Source organism: Planococcus sp. NCCP-2050 (assembly GCF_023708025.1).
Taxonomy (GTDB): Bacteria; Bacillota; Bacilli; order Bacillales_A; family Planococcaceae; genus Planococcus.
Map to the genome: position 1 here is coordinate 278,143 of NZ_BRCX01000001.1, position 18,428 is coordinate 296,570.

General features: G+C 42.9%; 21 protein-coding genes. 12 read left to right on the top strand and 9 right to left on the bottom strand.

All coding sequences use genetic code 11. The annotated features are described in order from the left end of the window. Positions 1-85: 85 nt before the first annotated feature. Both NFU07_RS01425 and NFU07_RS01430 read left to right on the top strand, forming a co-directional pair. A complete protein-coding gene (locus NFU07_RS01425) occupies positions 86-664 on the top strand; it encodes a TetR/AcrR family transcriptional regulator (protein WP_251473580.1) in 579 nt (192 codons plus the stop codon). Between the two features lie 56 nt (positions 665-720). Continuing rightward, the gene (locus tag NFU07_RS01430; RefSeq protein WP_251473582.1) at positions 721-1,896 is read left to right on the top strand and encodes an MFS transporter; all 1,176 of its coding nucleotides are present in this window, start codon (positions 721-723) and stop codon (positions 1,894-1,896) included. 70 nt (positions 1,897-1,966) lie between these two features. On the opposite strand, the gene NFU07_RS01435 is transcribed toward NFU07_RS01430, so the two are convergent. From NFU07_RS01435 to NFU07_RS01445, 3 genes are all read right to left on the bottom strand, one after another. Continuing rightward, a complete protein-coding gene (locus tag NFU07_RS01435; protein WP_251473584.1) occupies positions 1,967-2,590 on the bottom strand; it encodes a flavodoxin family protein in 624 nt (207 codons plus the stop codon). A 149-nt stretch (positions 2,591-2,739) separates the two neighbouring features. Next, the gene (locus NFU07_RS01440; protein WP_251473596.1) at positions 2,740-3,279 is read right to left on the bottom strand and encodes an NADPH-dependent FMN reductase; all 540 of its coding nucleotides are present in this window, start codon (positions 3,277-3,279) and stop codon (positions 2,740-2,742) included. A 121-nt stretch (positions 3,280-3,400) separates the two neighbouring features. Further along, positions 3,401-4,822 (bottom strand): DHA2 family efflux MFS transporter permease subunit, encoded by a 1,422-nt coding sequence (locus NFU07_RS01445; RefSeq protein ID WP_251473612.1) that lies wholly within the window; start codon positions 4,820-4,822, stop codon positions 3,401-3,403. 165 nt (positions 4,823-4,987) lie between these two features. Between NFU07_RS01445 and NFU07_RS01450 the strand changes: the two genes are divergently transcribed. Further along, a complete protein-coding gene (locus tag NFU07_RS01450) occupies positions 4,988-5,533 on the top strand; it encodes a TetR/AcrR family transcriptional regulator (protein WP_251473615.1) in 546 nt (181 codons plus the stop codon). Positions 5,534-5,584: 51 nt separating this feature from the next. On the opposite strand, the gene NFU07_RS01455 is transcribed toward NFU07_RS01450, so the two are convergent. Together NFU07_RS01455 and NFU07_RS01460 are read right to left on the bottom strand one after the other, a co-directional pair. Then, positions 5,585-6,535, bottom strand: a complete 951-nt coding sequence (locus NFU07_RS01455) for a DUF4871 domain-containing protein (RefSeq protein ID WP_251473618.1) — start codon at positions 6,533-6,535, stop codon at positions 5,585-5,587. Then, positions 6,528-7,073: a sigma-70 family RNA polymerase sigma factor gene (locus NFU07_RS01460; protein WP_251473620.1), complete on the bottom strand. Its 546-nt coding sequence runs from the start codon at positions 7,071-7,073 to the stop codon at positions 6,528-6,530. Before NFU07_RS01460 ends, NFU07_RS01455 begins: the two co-directional genes overlap by 8 nt. Positions 7,074-7,347: 274 nt before the next feature. Between NFU07_RS01460 and NFU07_RS01465 the strand changes: the two genes are divergently transcribed. After that, positions 7,348-7,938, top strand: a complete 591-nt coding sequence (locus tag NFU07_RS01465) for a DedA family protein (protein WP_251473622.1) — start codon at positions 7,348-7,350, stop codon at positions 7,936-7,938. Positions 7,939-8,063: 125 nt separating this feature from the next. On the opposite strand, the gene NFU07_RS01470 is transcribed toward NFU07_RS01465, so the two are convergent. Together NFU07_RS01470 and NFU07_RS01475 are read right to left on the bottom strand one after the other, a co-directional pair. Beyond that, on the bottom strand, positions 8,064-8,501 hold the full coding sequence (locus NFU07_RS01470; protein ID WP_251473624.1) for an Hsp20/alpha crystallin family protein: 438 nt from the start codon (positions 8,499-8,501) through the stop codon (positions 8,064-8,066). A gap of 383 nt (positions 8,502-8,884) precedes the next feature. After that, positions 8,885-9,544, bottom strand: a complete 660-nt coding sequence (locus tag NFU07_RS01475) for a helix-turn-helix domain-containing protein (protein ID WP_251473626.1) — start codon at positions 9,542-9,544, stop codon at positions 8,885-8,887. A gap of 161 nt (positions 9,545-9,705) precedes the next feature. Here NFU07_RS01475 and NFU07_RS01480 point away from each other — a divergent pair, with 161 nt between their 5' ends. From NFU07_RS01480 to NFU07_RS01490, 3 genes are all read left to right on the top strand, one after another. After that, a complete protein-coding gene (locus NFU07_RS01480; RefSeq protein WP_251473629.1) occupies positions 9,706-10,641 on the top strand; it encodes an LCP family protein in 936 nt (311 codons plus the stop codon). Positions 10,642-10,689: 48 nt separating this feature from the next. After that, positions 10,690-10,977 carry a hypothetical protein gene (locus tag NFU07_RS01485; RefSeq protein ID WP_251473632.1) on the top strand — a complete coding sequence of 96 codons (288 nt, stop codon included), beginning with the start codon at positions 10,690-10,692 and terminating at the stop codon, positions 10,975-10,977. 131 nt (positions 10,978-11,108) lie between these two features. Next, complete coding sequence (locus NFU07_RS01490) at positions 11,109-11,579, top strand: DUF948 domain-containing protein (RefSeq protein WP_251473635.1); 471 nt, start codon at positions 11,109-11,111, stop codon at positions 11,577-11,579. A gap of 155 nt (positions 11,580-11,734) precedes the next feature. On the opposite strand, the gene NFU07_RS01495 is transcribed toward NFU07_RS01490, so the two are convergent. Further along, the gene (locus NFU07_RS01495) at positions 11,735-12,058 is read right to left on the bottom strand and encodes an IDEAL domain-containing protein (protein WP_251473637.1); all 324 of its coding nucleotides are present in this window, start codon (positions 12,056-12,058) and stop codon (positions 11,735-11,737) included. A gap of 370 nt (positions 12,059-12,428) precedes the next feature. On the opposite strand from NFU07_RS01495, the gene NFU07_RS01500 reads away from it, so the two are divergent. The 5 genes from NFU07_RS01500 to NFU07_RS01520 all read left to right on the top strand — a co-directional run bounded on the left by NFU07_RS01500 (position 12,429) and on the right by NFU07_RS01520 (position 17,248). Next, positions 12,429-13,130, top strand: a complete 702-nt coding sequence (locus NFU07_RS01500; RefSeq protein ID WP_251473639.1) for a DNA alkylation repair protein — start codon at positions 12,429-12,431, stop codon at positions 13,128-13,130. A 164-nt stretch (positions 13,131-13,294) separates the two neighbouring features. Then, positions 13,295-14,029 carry a Bax inhibitor-1/YccA family protein gene (locus NFU07_RS01505; protein WP_397443688.1) on the top strand — a complete coding sequence of 245 codons (735 nt, stop codon included), beginning with the start codon at positions 13,295-13,297 and terminating at the stop codon, positions 14,027-14,029. A 153-nt stretch (positions 14,030-14,182) separates the two neighbouring features. Further along, positions 14,183-15,343: a Gfo/Idh/MocA family protein gene (locus NFU07_RS01510; RefSeq protein WP_251473660.1), complete on the top strand. Its 1,161-nt coding sequence runs from the start codon at positions 14,183-14,185 to the stop codon at positions 15,341-15,343. Positions 15,344-15,377: 34 nt separating this feature from the next. Further along, positions 15,378-16,121: a ThuA domain-containing protein gene (locus tag NFU07_RS01515; RefSeq protein WP_251473664.1), complete on the top strand. Its 744-nt coding sequence runs from the start codon at positions 15,378-15,380 to the stop codon at positions 16,119-16,121. Positions 16,122-16,138: 17 nt separating this feature from the next. Further along, on the top strand, positions 16,139-17,248 hold the full coding sequence (locus NFU07_RS01520; protein ID WP_251473667.1) for a Gfo/Idh/MocA family protein: 1,110 nt from the start codon (positions 16,139-16,141) through the stop codon (positions 17,246-17,248). 151 nt (positions 17,249-17,399) lie between these two features. Here NFU07_RS01520 and NFU07_RS01525 read toward each other — a convergent pair whose 3' ends face one another. Next, positions 17,400-18,383, bottom strand: a complete 984-nt coding sequence (locus NFU07_RS01525) for a ketoacyl-ACP synthase III (protein WP_285835917.1) — start codon at positions 18,381-18,383, stop codon at positions 17,400-17,402. Positions 18,384-18,428 lie beyond the last annotated feature (45 nt).

The window sequence follows — 18,428 nt, forward strand, 5'->3', positions numbered from 1 at the left end:
CGGTTCCGTTGGAAATCCTCCCGGCATTTGACATTAACTTAATTTCATGAGATTATTTCCTAACGACCGTTAGGAAGGTGAAATTTTGAAAGCAACTCTTTTACTCGAAACTGCATTGAAACATTTTGCAGAAGAAGGCTATGAAGGGGCTTCACTCAGCAAAATCGCTGAAGAAGTCGGCATTAAAAAGCCTTCCATCTATGCCCATTATAAAAACAAAGACGATTTGTTTATGTCTGCATTGCACTATTCAATGGAATCTCAAAAAACACAAATGGCTTCTTATTTTAATCTTTCCCGCCAACAGCCATTGGAGAAAGTCTTATCCGGATACTTCCACTGGTTTGCGAAAGAGACAGATGAAAATGTTCAAATGAAATTTATCATACGGACCGCCTATTTCCCGCCATTGAAATTAGAAAAGGAAGTTGGCCAGCTGTTTGATCCTTTTTTAGATGACTTGCATCGCCATCTCACCCGTTTGCTGAGAGAACGTGAACGGCATCAAAAAGTCCTGTATGAAGATGATTACGGTAAAGCGGCTTTGGCTTTCCTGACGATAGCTGAAGGCACGATGACGGAACTGGTTTACAGCGGCCAAGAACAATATGAAAAACGGTTTGAAGCGATCTGGCCTATCTTTTGGCGCGGACTTGCGCTTTAGACCAACTTACTAAACGGACTTTTTAACTTGCATGGCCATTTAAAGGAGAATTTTACGTGAAAACCAACAAACTTGTTTTAGCCACTTTATTATTAAACTTATTTATTGCGTTTTTAGGAATCGGCCTCGTCATTCCTGTTACGCCGACCATTATGAATGAATTGAATATTTCCGGGACGGTAGTTGGCTATATGGTTTCTGCATTTGCCCTCGCTCAATTGATCATGTCGCCAATTGCCGGGAAATGGGTAGACAAATTCGGCCGGAAGCCAATGATCATTATCGGCTTGCTCATTTTCAGTGTTTCGGAATTTCTATTCGGGATTGGTGAAACCGTTGAAGTTCTGTTCGCTTCACGGATTCTCGGCGGCATTAGTGCTGCATTCATCATGCCTGCAGTTACCGCTTTTATCGCAGATATCACCACAAGCAACACCCGACCGAAAGCATTAGGCTATATGTCGGCAGCCATTTCTACCGGTTTTATCATCGGACCGGGCATCGGCGGATTTTTAGCTGAAATCAGCACACGCCTTCCATTCTTCTTTGCAGCTGGGTTTGGTCTTTTCGCGACCATTTTATCGCTCATCACATTAAAAGAACCGGCTCGAAATGACGAATACGATGATCAGCCGATTCAAAAAAGCGGCTTTGGAAGAATCTTTGCCCCAATGTATTTCATCGCGTTCATGGTCATCTTAATTTCTTCTTTCGGCCTTGCTTCGTTTGAGTCGCTATTCGCTTTATTCGTTGACCATAAATTTGCCTTTACCGCAAAAGATATTGCCATTGTCATTTCCTTAGGCGCAATTGTCGGTGTCATCGTGCAAGTCGGACTGTTTGACCGTTTGACCCGGTGGATTGGTGAAATCAGTTTGATCCGCTATAGTTTGATTGTCTCTACTATACTCGTGCTTGTATTGACTTATGTCACAAGCTATTGGGCGATCCTTTTAGTGACCATGACGGTCTTCACCGGTTTCGATTTGATGCGTCCGGCAGTTACAACTTACCTTTCGCGGATTGCGGGGAATGAGCAAGGATTTGTCGGCGGGATGAACTCGATGTTTACGAGCATCGGCAATATTATCGGGCCGATCATCGGCGGTATTCTTTTTGATATCGATTTGAATTACCCCTTCTATTTCGCAACTGTCGTTTTGGCCATTGGAATCGCACTTACGTTTGTCTGGAAATCTCCAGAGGCGCTAGACACAAAAGCGAAAATTTAGATACGACGAAAAAACCAGTAAGGATAAATTTCCTCACTGGTTTTTTCATTTATATATTTAGCAGTTGGACTCACCCCAAAGTATTTCCTTCTGCAGGGATGGGGTTGTTTTTCAATAGCCCTGCTAAATGGTACGTATTATAAGCTAAGCGTTCAATCGTCGATTTCGTAAACTCATTTTCCCGTCCGGCTTCAATATAGGAAGCCCCTGGACCCGCTTCTCCTACCCAATACGCGTCTACGTTAGGAGGGATCAAAAAACCGATATGCGACAATCCATACAGAAGTGAGGCGGCTGAATGCTTTGCACCATCTTCATTTCCGGTAATTACCGCCCCTCCTACTTTGTTGTAGAAAATGGCCTGTCCTTTGTCATTGGTCACACTGCTGCTGCCGTATAAGCGTTCGATAGCAACTGTTGCCAGTGAACTTTTTTCGCCGAGCCAAATCGGTGTACCGATGATTAAAATGTCTGCTTCCTTGACCTTTTTAAGAATTTCCGGCCATTGATCGTCCCCGCCCATATCCTCCTGTACACCAAATGCAATGCGATAATCGGCTAAGCGAACGATTTCCGATTCTACGCCAAGGCTGTTGTAATGCACTTGAACATCATTCATGAATCCTTCCGTGTTGGATGTTTCGTCTGAACTTTTTAACGAGCAATTTAAAAATAGCGCTTTTAATGGCTGCATTCCTCTCATCCTTCCATGGTAAATTTCATTTTTGCTTCCACTATCATTTGTTCCCTTGCCCGGCAAAGCTAAACAGTCCAATTTTATTGCCATAAAAAACCGCTGGCCTAGTCGGCACAGCGGTTTTCAGTCAAGATTCATTTTACTGCTTAAAATCTTTCCATCCATTTTTCAAAATTAGTAACGACCGTATCCAAATAAGCGACTGTAGCTTCATCGGTGATGTTGCCTTCTGCATCCATTTTTGTATGGACCGCGCCGATGTAAACATCATTGCCGATCAAAACCGGCGATTGAAGGCCTGCCGCAAATAAAATATCACGCAAATGCATTTGCGCTTTCACTGTACCTAAATTGCCCATGGATGCGCCCATGATCCAGGAAGGTTTGCCGATCATGACTTTATCCACGCGGGATAGCCAGTCGATTGCGTTACCTAGAACGCCTGGAATGGTGGCATTGTATTCAGGCGTCACCCACAAGACGGAATCCGCTTCTTTCACTTTCTTTTTAAATCCGATAATTTCCGGCGGCATGTCGTTTTCAATATCTTGGTTATATAATGGCAATACGCTAAGATCCAAGATTTCGATTTCAAAACGGTCGGCATACCGGTTTTTCACAAATTCCGCTAATTTCCGGTTGAACGATTCTTTCCGGACACTTCCAACAATCACTGCAACTTTCATCTTACTGACCTTCCTTCTTGGTGTAGTAACGAATAAATCGTTATTGTGCTAAAAATCAATCTATTTTACAGTTTAAAGGAAAAGGCGCATAAGTGCCAACAACTTATGCGCCTTTAGCTTATTAAACTATTTTCTTCTTCGTCGGCGTAAATAACGTAATGATAAAAGCGATGACAGCCAATATCATCATAAAGTAATAAGCATCACTCGTTCCGTAGGCAACAGCCATCTTTTGGATTGCGGCAGCCGTCGAATCCGCCATATTCACTGCCAGTTCACTTGCATAGCCTGCCGATTGCGTACTGAATACGGTAATCACTACAGCGGTTCCAATGGAACCAGCAATTTGGCGCACCGTATTATTCACAGCTGTTCCATGCGTAATGAGCGCTATCGGCAATGCATTCAATCCTGCTGTGTTCAGCGGCATGGTGATGAAACTTAAGCCAATCCGCAAGAACACCGTGCGAATCATCAAGAAAAGATAACTCGTATCTGCCGATAGATCCGTAATCACCCACATCGAAGGTATGATGAAAAGCAGACCGATGATAAACAGCGGTTTTGCACCGAAGCGATCAAAAAGCTTGCCGGTAATCGGCGAAAGTAACGCATTGACTAAAGCTCCCGGCAAAAGGAGCAGCCCTGCATCAAACGCTGTAAAACTTCGGCCATCTTGAAGATAAATCGGCAAAAGCGTCATATCTGCATAAAGCATCATGGTCACCAGCACATTGATAAGCGACGTCATCGTGAAGGTCGTGTTTTTAAAAACACGCAAATTCAAGAGCGGATCTTCCGATTTGATTTGGCGCAAACAAAAAATGACGGTAATCACCACACCCGCAACAATCTGGCTCAAGACAAACGGATCTTCCCATCCATTTTTTCCGGCACCGCTGACTCCGTAAAGTATGAGTCCAAACCCGATCGTCGACAAAATGACGCTTGGCACGTCCAATTTCGCTTTTTCAGTTTCTGTGACATTCACCAAATACTTAAGCGCCAACAAAATAATGATGACCACAAAAGGGATCAAGCCGATAAATAGCCAACGCCAAGAGAAGTATTCAATTACAAATCCGGCAAGTGTGGGCGCGATGGCCGGCGCGAAAATAATCGCCAGTCCAATAATCCCCATGGCGCTTCCCCGTTTTTCGATTGGGAAAATGAACATAACGACACTCATCATCAGCGGCATGATGATTCCTGCACCTACCGCCTGGATCATCCGTCCTGCAAGCAGGATTGAAAAGCTCGGTGCAATTGCACAAAGAATCGATCCGATCAGTAAAAATAACATTGAACTGATAAACAATTGCCGTGTGGAAAAACCTTTCATCAAATAAGCGGTGATCGGAATCAGCACTCCGTTCACGAGCATGAAACCTGTTGATATCCATTGCACAGTCGTCGCTTCAACAGAAAACACATCCATCAAGCTGCTAAGCGCTACATTTAAAAGCGTCTGATTCAGCGTTGAAAGAAAGCACCCTAAAATCATTACGGTCAATAAAACCTTTGTATTTATATTTTTAGCCATTTTCTTTTCCTTTCTCCATTGCTTTTTCGACACAATGTCAATAAAATACATAATAACAACTTTAAATAATCATTCCTATTAACAATTTTTCTCGATTCGTCAATAAAGCAACATTTTCCGTCATATTGTCGCGGAAAACGAAAATAATAGACAAAGGAGCTTGGCATGAATCCATCTAAAAAAACTGATCCTCGCGCACTCCGGTCAAAGAGAGAGTTGAAAAGAGCGGTCGTTTCATTATTAGGCGAAAATCCCGATATCACTTCATTAACCGTCCAGAAAATTGCCGACAAAGCTGAACTGAACCGTGCAACTTTCTATTTGCATTACTTGGACATCAACGATTTACTGCGGCATTTAGTCCTGGAAATCTTTGACGACTTGTCGCAAAAACTTACTCCATTTCTTGAAATTGAATCCATGAAAGACGAAGAAAAATTGCTTGGCTTCCTCGATTATTTTTACCAGCATCGAAAACTATTTGCTGTTTTATTTGAAGGCCCGCAATTCAAAATCAAACTGCATGAGCTATTGAAGGATTTCGTCCAAAATAGAAGAGGCATACGGGGGGCGACCAATCAGGAAAACCTTGTTTCCATCGATTTGTTGGCAGCCTCCCTTCTCGGAATCATCATGTGGTGGATCAAAGAAGGCACTTTTTACAGTTCTGAATACATTGCACATCAAATCAGCTTAATGTATCAAAAATAAAAAAGGAGTGCCATCAGAAATTTTCTGATGGCTCTCCTCTTTATAAGTTTGCTATTTTTCGTGAGCTTTTACATAAACTATGCCAATCACTTTTTCATTGATCATCGCTTTTAACTGCCACATGCCTTTTTCAGGCAATTCCATAATCGTCGGAATATGGTGATCCGCTCCATTATTCGGGTTAGGAAGTGTCTTCTCTACTGGCACGACCGTGATTTCTTCACTGCTGTTTTCATGTTTTCCGAGAACTTTGAAGTTTCCTGTGAGTTCAACGTCGCTTCCCCAGAAATGCCACATGTACTTTTGCGGACTGTTTACAGAAAAGCGAGCCTCCTCGCCGTATATAAAACCTGCGCGCCCTTCTTCCCCAATCAACGTATAGCCATTCGTTTCAAATAACGGGCTTTCACTCCACTTGGACTCCGTGCTTTTTTCCAAAACCACATATTCCTTCTGCCCATCCCACTCGATTTCCCCTGGAATTTCATCATACCCTTTATAAAGGATACATCTTGAACATTCCCCAAAATCAACCATTGTCTCATTTACTTCCTTATTCAAGATTAATGATCCTCCGAAAGACTCCTGATTCTTTTTATAGGTGAAATCATAATTGACTTCATCCGGCTGCAGCCCTTTTCCGATGAATTCAACCGTCATAAACGCTGAACGGACTCCGTCGCCCAGATCTTTTTGGGTATAGGTCACTTTCCAGTTCTCAGTTTGATCGGAAAAGTTTGTAATCGGCACAGCCCTTTGGTCAGATGATGCCGGCTGCAACTCGCTTTCATTTTGTGTAAGGGTAAATGCAAGGAAAGATCCGATAAATGCTAATAAAATGATGAAAATAGCAGGTGCTTTCAGTGTATTGAAACCATTTCGCACTGATTTTTCCGATGTGTTTTCGCCGTTAATTTTCAAAAGGATTTTATCTTTCATTGGTTCAGAAAAACGGGGACTTTCTCCGATAAATTTATCCATATCCCGCTTAAACTTATTCATCCAGAAGACCCTCCCATTCTCGTGCATCCATCTTATCTTTCAGTAAATTCTTTGCTCTTCGCAGCCGTGTTTTTACCGTGTTTTCGGAACAGCCGAGCAATTGGCTGATTTCCTTTGTTGTGAACTCTTGGTAATAATAGAGAAGAATCGCTTCCCGGTAATGGATGGGCAGCGAAAGAACTTTTTTCATCAGCGCTGCTTGGCCAGACAGCTGTTCAACAGCTTCTTCTGGAGTTTGGTTCCGTGAAATCAATTGGCCGAGTGATTCTGTAAAAATGGAACGCCGATTTTTCCAGCTCCGGAGATGATCATGGCATTTGTTGATTGTGATTTTGGAAAGATAGGTTTTTAAGGACGCACGCTGTTGAAACTGTGCCGCCTTCTGGTAATACGTGATAAAAACTTCCTGTACGATATCTTCTGCAGCCGCCCAATCCTTTACGTATAAATACGCGAGCCGGATCAAGTATTCCCCGTGCTCGTCCATGACTCCTTTCAGCTGCTCTTTTGCTGTCCATTCTATGTATTCACTTGCCACACCATCACCCCCCTTTTTAAAACACCCAATAGACGTAAGTTTTTAAAAAATAGTTTCAAATTTTTCTTTTTAAAAATTCATCGAACTTTTATTCGTTTCTGGCGTCCTAAAGTAATAGAAGAAAGTCTAATTCTATCCCTATAGAGGCTCATTCTAATATAAACGAAGATGAATGAATTAAACGATATTAAAGAAGAAATCCCTATTTTCCGTTTCTTTACAGTATGGTATACTTTTTATTTCGTGGACCGTGAACATTATTGGAGGTTGTATGATGGAAGTTTTGATTTTACAAATGATGGAGGCGCTTAAAAGTTTGTCCTATTTCGGGATCATGCTGGCGCTAACGTTTGAATTTGTTCCTGCAGAGCTTGTGCTTCCCCTGGCAGGCTATTGGGTATATGAAGGAGATCTTGTTTTATATGGTGCTATTTTAGCGGGTTCGATCGGTGGAGTTCTTGGGCCATTGACTTTATATGCACTTGGACGCTACGGTGGGCGCCCGATGGTCATCAAATACGGGAAGTATTTTCTGGTTAAGGAAGAGCATATTGATAAATCCGACCGCTTTTTCGAGAAATACGGTGCCGGTGTCGCCTTTTTAGGAAGATTCATCCCTGGAGTCCGTACTGCCGTTTCTATTCCATGCGGCATGGCCAAAATGAATGTATGGAAATTCATTTTCTTTACTTATATCGCAATGCTTCCGGTGACAACCATCTATGTGTACTTAGGCTATCGCCTTGGACCTCAGTGGGCTATGGCTGGAGAACTATTCGGCCAGTATGCGAATTACTTGTTAATCCCTATCGCTATTCTCATCATTTGGTTCATTTTGAAACAACGAAAAGTAAGATCGATTTAAGATTAATTGATAGATAGTCAATACAAAAAGCCATCAACATTCTGATGGCTTTTTGTCTGTTTATAATACCCCTTCGAGAAGCCAGAAATTCAAAATCCTTGAGCCTTATTTTAAGATTCAATAACTTAATCAATCTTAATGGTATTGCCACTTTCATTCTTCTCCATATCTTTATCGGTTTTTGGTACTTCCAGAGTTAAAATGCCATTTTTAAAAGTTCCAGTAATTTGATCACTTTCTAGCTCACCGACATAAAATTCACGTTTAAAAGAATTATGCGTCCGTTCTTTTCGAATGTAGTGACCTTCTTCTTCTGTGCTCTCATTACTCTGGTTTTTTTCTCCGCGAATTTGAATATAATGATCCTTGTATTCAACAGTTAGATTTTCTTTATCGAATCCAGGTGCATCCATCTCAATTTGATAGTGATCTCCTTTGTCCTTAATATCAACTTGAGGATAATGAAATTCTCCTAAAAATTTATCAAAGAAATCAGAGCCTAGTCTCTTATCAAACAGACTTCCAAACCTTTCTTCCCTTCTCATCGGCATATTCTTTTTCATTTAACTTCCTCCTTTAACCTATTTTTAATAACTAGAATTAAAACGACTTCATGTTATAATATAAACTAAAAATTTTCAATTATCAGAAAACAATATATATAGAATTTACCTAAACATAACATTCCCGTAATTTTTGTCTTTAACCGTTTATAAGTATTCTTAGTCTTTATAGAGATAGTCAGTAAGCGACACCTATTATTAAAAGCAGAGAACTAATAAGATAAATAAAATAGGCGTGAACAATTCCATAATTGCTTTAGTTACGTAATTGTTAAAGCACAATGCCAAACCGTGATCCACTTTTCTTCGGACGATGCTCTCTCCTACCCTCTCAAAAGTATAAAAAAGCCATCATTTTCTGATGGCTTTTTTTAAATGGATCTTTATCCAATTTTTGATTCCAGGCGGCTGTTGGCCAATTGTATAGCTAGGCAGTCATCCAAATAGCCAATGGCAAAGAGGTAATCGTGAAGGAGATCGAGCGGCATGATGAAGTACAGCAAGGCGCCCCCCATGATGGCAAGCTCTTTTTTGCTGCCGCTCGCTTGTTCATAGCTTTTATGCCATTTTTTTAATAGCAAAAGATGGCGTCCAGCATTCCCGAAATGCTTCACTTTCGAGCTGAACGAGGCTTTTATCATTTCATGGCCTTCTTCCGTTTCAGCAAATACAGCGCAATTGTTCAATTCGGCAGAGATCCGGTCAATCGTGATGCTGCCATCCTGCATTTTGACCAGTTCCAACATATGTTTCATTTCATCCATCTCCGGTTTTTGCTCCACTTTTTTCTGCATGCTGCGCTTAGCAGCTTTCGGCAAATTAACAGTCATTTCCTCAGCAGCGAGTAAATCAGTAAGCGGCGTCTCTAATACTTTGGCAAAAACTTTTAAATGGTCGAGTGTCGGCTTTCTTTTGCCATTTAGAATCCGGGAAATTGTCGCTTTGTCAACACCAGTCAAATCAGCAAAATGCCGCAATGTATAATCTCGCTCCATCCATTTTTGCTGCAAGAATCCACCGATTCCATTTTTTATTTCCGCCATATGAAACCTCCTCGTCTTCTTTATTGCGCTAGTAGCCTTATTATCCCTACTTTAGGCAATCGTTGATGTAATGTCAAACAAGTTATTCGTTGACAATTTGTCAACATCACTTTAAACTCTTTGGAGACTGCGCGTTTTCTAAGAAACGATGAGGTGATGTAATGAAACGAGCAATAGCACGAAAAAGCCGAAGAAAAAGAGTGACCCTTACGCTGTTTGGCATTTTAACCGCTAGTTTAGCAATAGCATCTGTCACAGCTTACAGCGAGTTTAATCATAAGAAAACAGAAACTGCTGTTACAGCGCCATACATAAATAACGGATCTGAAAATATGGGCGAAGAAATTGCGGACATCGATATGAAGAGCATCAACATCCTCTTGATCGGGAGTGATCGAAGAGAAGAGGAATACGGGTTATCAGATGCATTAATGATTTTAAATTATCAGCCTGAATCCAAAAAAGTCCGACTGGCTTCGATTATGCGTGATGCTTATGTTCACATCCCTGAATATGGGATGCAAAAAATCAACGCTGCCCATTCATTTGGCGGGCCTGAATTGGTCAGTGAAACAGTTGAAGAAAACTTCGGCATCAAAACCGACTTTTATGCAGCGGTTGATTTTAATGGTTTCCCGAAATTATTGGACCTCATTATCCCAAGTGGAATTGAAATTGATATTCCATATGAGATGTCCCACGGCATTGGCATGACGCTAGAACCTGGAGAGCAGATTTTAAATGGCGATCAATTACTAGGGTACGTCCGCTTCAGGCATGACAAAAATAGTGATTATGGACGCGTTGAACGGCAGCAGGAAGTGATGTCTGCTGTGAAAGACCAAGGCATGGAATTCAAGACTTTACTCAATTTGCGTAAAATCATTGAAGCTGCCGATACCTATATTGATACGGATATTGATAAAAAGTTGTTGCTCAGCCTCGGAAAATCACTGTTCCAAAACGGGACGAACGAAATGGAAACACTGCGCATCCCGGCTCCCGATACGTTTTCAGAAGAACGCAAAAATATCGGAGAAGTGCTCGTATTGGATTTAGAAGCTAATCAACAAGAGTTGGAGGAATTTTTCAATTAAGATTCTCTCTAAAAAATTTATATCCAACAAGATGAAAGGAGTTTTCGGATGTATAACTGGGAACACATGGAATGGACCGAAAATATTGACCATGGAATGACTGAAAACGGCTTCCCCTTCTATCAAGTGGGAATCACCGGTTGGAATGGCAATATCTCCACATCAAGCAAAGAACAGCTGATACTGATCCGCACTGTAAAAAATAATTTATCGATAACAACACACGTCCATTACGTCCACCCGGATGCCCGTTATAATTTACAGGCACGGAAATTGGCAAAAGAAATCAAATTTTACTTAGAAGATTCTTTTCGGGACGATTTTTCCACTACATAAATCACACAACTCTAAAATTCACTTTTTAATTCCGCCTATACCGATCCAGAAGCTGAAGAGCTGAGGTTAGTGATGTGCTGGTATCGGGTATAGCACATCAAAGACATTTATCGATTTGAGGAGGAAAAAGAATGGATTCTACAATTTGGCTTTATGTAGCACTAGGAATCGTCGTACTTGGCATTATCATTGCAGGTGTCGGGGTGTTCTTGATGATCAAAGGAATTAAAGAACCGATGAAAGAAATCAAAGGTTCAGCGAATAACTTAAAAGAGCGCATGGACAATTTAAAACTTGAAACGACGAGCTTGCAGCACCATGCCAATGAAATCAAAGAGGACGTACAAGTGAAGTCTGAAAAAATAACGTTGTTCATTGACGCAGCAAAAGGCACGAAGAATTCTGTAGCTGATCTGAACTCATCTGTACGCGCCATAACGACCGATGTCGCTCACTATGTGGATAACGACCGCTATCAACAAAAGCAAGTCGAGAACTGGAGCAACACAGCTGTGACAATGCTTGCGATGGCACAGGAAAAACAGCTTCCTAAACATAGATTGGAAGAACATGCAGACCCGGTTTATGAATTTGAAAATTAAGCATGGAACATCAGAACCCGCGGCCACATTGGCCGCTTTTCTTTTTGCATAAAACCGTATACCTCAACACTTTCAACAAATAAAGGGGCAGTGCAGTAAGTCGAGTAAAGACTTACTGCACTGCCCCTTTCCTACATTCTATTGAAATTAACGGATTAATTGACCGCTTGTTTTTTCTCATTCAACTGGCTGGAAAGATCTTGGAACCATTCTTTATCATCAGTAGCTAGTGCGAGGTCGATCAAGAATTCCAATTCCGCCACTTCTTTTGTTTCTGCTGCTGGAATGCTTTCGACTATTTGGATCGGCATGGCAATTGTCATGCCAATAATTGCTTCGTTATCGCTCTCTACGACTGTAACATTCACAGCTTCTTTCAGGACATTCATGGAATCGATATAGCCGATAATCAATTCTCCGTGGCGGGATTTCCCTTTAACCCAATCACTCGTCTTTAGAATCATCTTGTTCGTTTCCATATTTATGCACCTACTTTATCTTATTTTAATCTCTATGTGTGAATCTCTGGCTTACTGTCCTTGTTTCCCTAATGTTTCCGTTGCAAACCACTTCTTGGATTCTAACCTAAAATATCGTGGTTGCTGATTTTAATTTTACTCCTCAATAAGGCTTCATACAATTTATATGCCTCGAATTCGAGATAAGCAGGCCCGACTTCAGTTGCTTTCGATTGCTACCTTCATACTGCCACCATATATATTAAACGATTGAATTCTATGATAAGCTAACGAATATACGTTCCACTATTTGAGAATTGTTGCCTTATCAAACTGATCACTTCTTAGTGAAACCGATTTTCATTTCCATAAAAGAAAGGATGCGACAGAGATGGAGCGAGATGCAGTATTGCAAGAGCTTGAAGCACTTGGCACGGAACGCACGAAGAACACCTATTTGAGAAATGGTGCACGCGAACCGCTATTCGGCGTCGCAACTGGCGCGATGAAGCCGCTGGCAAAGAAAATCAAGAAAGACCAAGCTTTAGCCGATGAACTTTATGCTACCGGCAACTATGATGCCATGTATTTTGCCGGCATTATCTCAAATATGAAAACACCAGAAGAATTTGAACGCTGGATTGAAGGTGCCTATTTCTATATGCTTTCCGATTATGTCGTCGCTATTTCGTTGGCGGAAGCACCATTTGCACAGGAACTCGCGGATAAATGGATTGCGAGCGGCGAGGAATTGAAGATGTCCGCTGGATGGAGCTGCTATTGCTGGATGCTCGGCAGATGGCCTGACAGTGAGTTCGACAAAAACAAACTTTCGGCGATGCTGGACCAAGTGGAAGAACAGATCCACGAAGCACCTGACCGGACAAAAGTCTCCATGAACAATTTTATCTCAACTAGCGCTATTTCTTTTGAACCGCTTCATGAAAAAGCAGTGGTAACGGCTGCAGCAGTCGGCCCTGTTGAAATTCGAAAAGGCGAGAAAAAAAGCAGCACTTTGCTCGCTTCAGAAACCATCCAAAAAGCGTTGGACCGTGGACAAACCGGATTCAAACGAAAATATGTGCGATGCTGACCGCATAACTTGCCCCTATCACCTGCTCCGGTACTGTGATGGGGCTTTTTCTCTCTTAAAAGAGCGGTCCCAACGGGTAATGATAAAACGAGTTTTCATTAACAGACTTCAGCTATAAAAAGATATAATAAAGTCTGATCGAAATAATAGATGGGGTGATGAACATGAGAAGCGGCAATCCAAGTTTAAAAGACGACAAATTTATCAGATCGAGTGAAAGTGGAAATGGCCGTTTGATGACCATCCAAGGGACGGTCAATAAAACATTCATCCTCCTGCTTTTAGTATTGGCTACATGCATCTATTCGTGGAATCAATTTCTCAATGACCCAGGCAGTGTAACCCCGTTAATCCTTATTGGCGCAATTGGCGGATTTATCGTTGCCTTGATCACGATTTTCGTTCCCAAAATTTCTCCGATTACAGCACCGATCTATGCCCTGCTGGAAGGCTTGTTTATCGGAGCTATTTCCGCTCAGTACGAAGTGCAATTTGGCGGCATCGTGTTCCAAGCCGTTTTATTGACCATCGGTGTTTTACTGAGTTTATTGCTTGTCTATAAATCGGGTTTGATCAAAGTTACACAGAATTTCAGGCTCGGGGTCTTTGCGGCCACCGGCGCAGTCTTTGTCGTTTATCTGATTTCCTTCATCGGCAGCTTTTTCGGCTTTCAAATTCCATATCTGCATGAAGCAAGTCCGATCGGCATTGCCATCAGTGTAGTGATTGTCATCATCGCAGCTTTGAACCTTGTGCTGGATTTTGACTACATCGAAAACGCAGCTGCAAAACGCGTGCCGAAATACTTCGAATGGTACGGCGCTTTTGGCTTGCTCGTGACGCTGATCTGGCTCTATCTAGAAATTCTTCGGTTATTATCAAAAATCCGGAGTCGATGAAAAAAACGCCCATGGGCGTTTTTTTTATTTCCTTTTCCAAAACTTACTTGATAATTTCACTTTAAATAGGGTTTAAATTTGACAGAATATTAACTATTCAGGAAAATGAAATTGTGTTTGTTTATTAATTGAACAAAGATTGGAGATGATTATATGGATAAGTTGAATATCGGAATGGTCGGCTATAAATTTATGGGGAAAGCTCATAGCAATGCCTATCGTGCATTGCCGATGTTCTTTCCTGACCGCCTCCCCATTTCGATGCAGGTAATTAGCGGACGAAATAAGGATGCAGTGGCAGCAGCGGCGGCCCAATTCGGTTGGGCGGAATATAGTTCAGACTGGACAACGCTTGTTTCCCGGGATGATATTGACATCATCGATATCAATGCACCGAGCAATGTGCATAAAGAAATAGCGGTTGCAGCAGCTAACGCCGGCAAACATCTATATTGCGAGAAACCGCTTGCCCTTTCTTTGTCAGATTCACGCGACATGCTGGAAGCGGCGGAAAGTGCTGGAGTGAAGCATATGGTCGGCTTCAACTACCGCTTTGCCCCTGCAGTGATTCTGGCTAAAAAATTGATCGACGAAGGCCGTTTAGGCGATATCTATCATTTCCGGGGATGGTTTTTGCAAGACTGGCTGGTCGACCCGGACTTCCCCCTTGCCTGGCGTCTTCAGCAGGAAATAGCCGGTTCAGGCGCGCATGGCGATTTAGGTGCACATCTAATTGATATGGCGCATTATCTAATCGGCAGCATGAAAGAAGTTATCGGAATGAGCGAAACCTTCATCAAAGAACGGCCACTTCCTGGTGAATCAGGCGGTTTATCTGCGACAAGCGGAGCTACGACAGAAACAGGACCGGTAACGGTTGATGATGCAACGCTATTTATGTCTCGTTTTGAGAACGGTGCTCTTGGCAGTTTTGAAGCGACTCGATTTGCTTCCGGGCATCGCAGCACCAATTCATTTGAAATCAATGGCTCTAAAGGCAGCGTTATTTTCGACTTTGAACGCATGAATGAGCTGCAGGTCTATTTCACTGACGACCAAGAAGATGTCCAAGGATTCCGCCGTGTGCTCGCAACAGATTCAGCCCATGCCTATTCAGGTGTGTGGTGGCCGACTGGGCACCCAATCGGATATGAGCACACCTTTACACATGCTTTCGTTGAATTCCTGGATGCCATTCTAGAAGATCGGCAGCCTTCCCCGAATTTCAATGACGGGGTCAAATGCCAGCAAGTGCTCGAAGCTGTTGAACAATCGATAAAAGAAAGAAGATGGATTGACGTAGCAAGTCTTTAAAATAGGAATACAATCGGTTAGGAGTGAAGCATCCATGAAGAAAAAAGCATTGATCGTGCAAGGCGGCTGGGATGGCCATGAACCGGAGCAAGTGGCGAATATCTATAAAGAGCTGCTCGTTTCGGAAGGTTTTGAAGTCGAGATTTCCGATTCCCTTGATGCCTATGCAGATGCCGAAAAATTGAAAGCGCTTAACTTGATAGTGCCGCATTGGACAATGGGAGAAATCGATCCCCAATATGTGCGCAATGTTTCAGAAGCGGTCATTAACGGAGTTGGGCTTGCAGGAAGCCACGGCGGCATGTGCGACTCTTTCCGGAAAAACGTAGATTGGCAATTTATGACCGGCGGCAATTGGGTTGCCCATCCCGGAAACGACGGCATTGAGTATATGGTCAATATAAAGCAATCCTCCAGCCCCATCCTAGAAGGTCTCGACGATTTCAAAGTCATTAGCGAACAATACTACCTTCATGTCGACCCGGCTGTTGAAGTGCTCGCCACAACCCGCTTTCCAGTAGCCGATGGGCCGCATGCATTAAACAAAGCCGTAGATATGCCGGTCGTTTGGACAAAGCGCTGGGGACTCGGGCGCGTATTCTACAGTTCGCTTGGACATGCAGCAAATATTGTCGCGATGCCCGAAGTTTCGTTAATTATGAAAAGAGGATTTTTATGGGCTGCAGAAGGAAAAGAACTTTACGGCAATCCAAACAATCAAAACCGAGCTGTTTTTGAAAACGCTCAAGTTTATACCGGTATGGGCGATAGCCAATGACCTCAGGAGGAAAAGGGATGAAACCATTTACGATCGGCATTATTGGCTGCGGGTACATAAGCTCCATTTACATGGAAAATATCCCGCAATACAACCATTTAGCATTAACTGCTTGTGCAGACTTGGATTTAGAGCGAGCTCAATCCCAAGCTGCCCAATATGGCATTCCTAAAGCGTGCAGCGTGCAGGAATTGCTGGATGATCCCGAAATTGACCTGGTCATCAATTTAACATTGCCAAAAGTCCACGCAGAAGTATCGCTTCAAATTTTGGAAGCCGGCAAACATGTGTATGTCGAAAAGCCATTGGCGATCCAGCTCGAGGATGCAAAACGCGTATTAGAAAAAGCCGATGAAAAAGGATTGGTTGTCGGAAGCGCTCCTGATACTTTTTTAGGAGCTGGTATTCAAACCGCTCTTCAGCTGATTGAAAAAGGAGAAATTGGCGTACCAATTGGCGCGTCGGCATTTGTCATCGGACGAGGCCATGAACATTGGCATCCGAATCCCGCCTTCTATTATGAAAAAGGCGGCGGTCCCTTATTTGATATGGGCCCTTATTACCTGACCGCTTTGATTGCATTGCTTGGGCCGATGGAGCGAATTGCCGGATCCGCCCGCATCAGTTATCCCGAACGAACCGTGTCAAGTGAACCGAATGCCGGGCAGAAAATCACCGTTTCTACAGAAACGCATATTGCCGGAACAATCAATTTTGCATCCGGTGCGATTGCTACGCTCACATCGAGCTTTGATGCTTTTGGATGCTCTTCCCTGCCGCCCATTGAAATCTACGGCAGCGAAGGAACCTTGCTCGTACCGGATCCAAATACATTTGGCGGACCGGTACGGATACGGAGAAAAGGGGATGAAACTTTTACAGACATTCCGCTGGTTTCAGATTTGCAGGAAAATGAACGCGGACTTGGTGTAGCGGACATGGCGCACGCCATCTTAAATGGAGAAAAACACCGTGCTAGCGGACAGCTTGCGCATCACGTGCTTGAAGCGATGCATGGTTTCCTGATTTCTTCGCGTGAAGGCGTTTATTACCAAATGGAGAGCAGTTGTGAGAAACCTGAAGCTTTATCCGTTAACGGCCAGGTGTTTAAGCAAACAACTTCATAAAGAAGGCGAATTGATGATTATTGGCTTCCGCTATAAAGGTGTTCTTCATAAATGCTTCCGGAATCCTTAATCTCTGAAAATGCTGTTTGATAGATTTAACACAAAAGGAGTTGTCCCAAAAGTAAATGGGGACAACTCCTTTTTATTTCCCTTAGATCGACCAATTGATTAACATCCCCGCATGTGTCAATCCCCCGCCGAAACCGTATAACAGCAAGTTATCACCCGCCTTGATCTTTCCTTCCTGCACCCCTTTGTCCAGTGACAGCGGAATGGATGCCGCGGACGTGTTTCCAAAATACTCCAAACTGTAAATGGTGCGTTCAAGCGGCAAGTCATTTCTGCTGCAGATGGACTCAATGATCCGGAGGTTGGCACTGTGCGGGACAAACCAATCCACCTTCTCTTTTTCAAAATCGGCTTTATCCATCAAGGCCTTCATTCCTTTCGGTACGGTGTTGACTGCCCATTTATAGACTTCGCGTCCATTTTGCGTGACAAATCCATTGACCGCTAATTCGTTGCCGAACATTTGGGTTGAAAGGTCTGTGCAGTAGAGGTTATGGGCTAATTGGCCATCCGTACCGGCATGTGAAGCGATGAAGCTTGGCAAACTTTCGTCGTATTCAACAAGAACTGCTCCCCCGCCGTCTCCAAACAAAATACAAGTGGAACGGTCGCTATAATCCAGAATTTTAGAGAAGGTTTCTGCGCCAATGACCAAAATCTTTTTGTTCATGCCGGCTGTTATTAAACCGTTCGCGACCTGCAGTCCATAGGTGAACCCCGAGCATGCTGCATTCAAATCAATGGCACCCGTATTCGGGATGCCAAGATTCGCCTGCACTAAGGCAGATACGCTCGGCGTCTTAAAGTCCGGCGTCATCGTACAAACGATGATCATGTCTACGTCATCCAGCGTTTTATCAAAACGCTCCCTTAAATTTTCAGCAGCTTTTATGCAGATATCACTTGTGAATTCACGGTCATCTGCGATTCGGCGTTCTTTAATGCCCGTCCGCTGGATGATCCATTCATCATTCGTATCAATCATTTCTTCCAAGTCATGGTTAGTCAATATTTTTTCAGGCACATAGGAACCGATGGCTGTAATTCTGGCTTTAGAAATAATCAATAATCTCATCCCTTCAAGTTGCTTACGCCTAATTCTATCATCAAC

Coding starts and splice junctions, on each gene's coding strand:
- NFU07_RS01435 (WP_251473584.1), bottom strand. CDS start 2,590: ATGCAGCCATTAAAAGCGCTATTTTTAAATTGCTCGTTAAAAAGTTCA.
- NFU07_RS01440 (WP_251473596.1), bottom strand. CDS start 3,279: ATGAAAGTTGCAGTGATTGTTGGAAGTGTCCGGAAAGAATCGTTCAAC.
- NFU07_RS01445 (WP_251473612.1), bottom strand. CDS start 4,822: ATGGCTAAAAATATAAATACAAAGGTTTTATTGACCGTAATGATTTTA.
- NFU07_RS01450 (WP_251473615.1), top strand. CDS start 4,988: ATGAATCCATCTAAAAAAACTGATCCTCGCGCACTCCGGTCAAAGAGA.
- NFU07_RS01455 (WP_251473618.1), bottom strand. CDS start 6,535: ATGAATAAGTTTAAGCGGGATATGGATAAATTTATCGGAGAAAGTCCC.
- NFU07_RS01465 (WP_251473622.1), top strand. CDS start 7,348: ATGGAAGTTTTGATTTTACAAATGATGGAGGCGCTTAAAAGTTTGTCC.
- NFU07_RS01470 (WP_251473624.1), bottom strand. CDS start 8,501: ATGAAAAAGAATATGCCGATGAGAAGGGAAGAAAGGTTTGGAAGTCTG.
- NFU07_RS01475 (WP_251473626.1), bottom strand. CDS start 9,544: ATGGCGGAAATAAAAAATGGAATCGGTGGATTCTTGCAGCAAAAATGG.
- NFU07_RS01480 (WP_251473629.1), top strand. CDS start 9,706: ATGAAACGAGCAATAGCACGAAAAAGCCGAAGAAAAAGAGTGACCCTT.
- NFU07_RS01485 (WP_251473632.1), top strand. CDS start 10,690: ATGTATAACTGGGAACACATGGAATGGACCGAAAATATTGACCATGGA.
- NFU07_RS01490 (WP_251473635.1), top strand. CDS start 11,109: ATGGATTCTACAATTTGGCTTTATGTAGCACTAGGAATCGTCGTACTT.
- NFU07_RS01495 (WP_251473637.1), bottom strand. CDS start 12,058: ATGGAAACGAACAAGATGATTCTAAAGACGAGTGATTGGGTTAAAGGG.
- NFU07_RS01500 (WP_251473639.1), top strand. CDS start 12,429: ATGGAGCGAGATGCAGTATTGCAAGAGCTTGAAGCACTTGGCACGGAA.
- NFU07_RS01505 (WP_397443688.1), top strand. CDS start 13,295: ATGAGAAGCGGCAATCCAAGTTTAAAAGACGACAAATTTATCAGATCG.
- NFU07_RS01510 (WP_251473660.1), top strand. CDS start 14,183: ATGGATAAGTTGAATATCGGAATGGTCGGCTATAAATTTATGGGGAAA.
- NFU07_RS01515 (WP_251473664.1), top strand. CDS start 15,378: ATGAAGAAAAAAGCATTGATCGTGCAAGGCGGCTGGGATGGCCATGAA.
- NFU07_RS01520 (WP_251473667.1), top strand. CDS start 16,139: ATGAAACCATTTACGATCGGCATTATTGGCTGCGGGTACATAAGCTCC.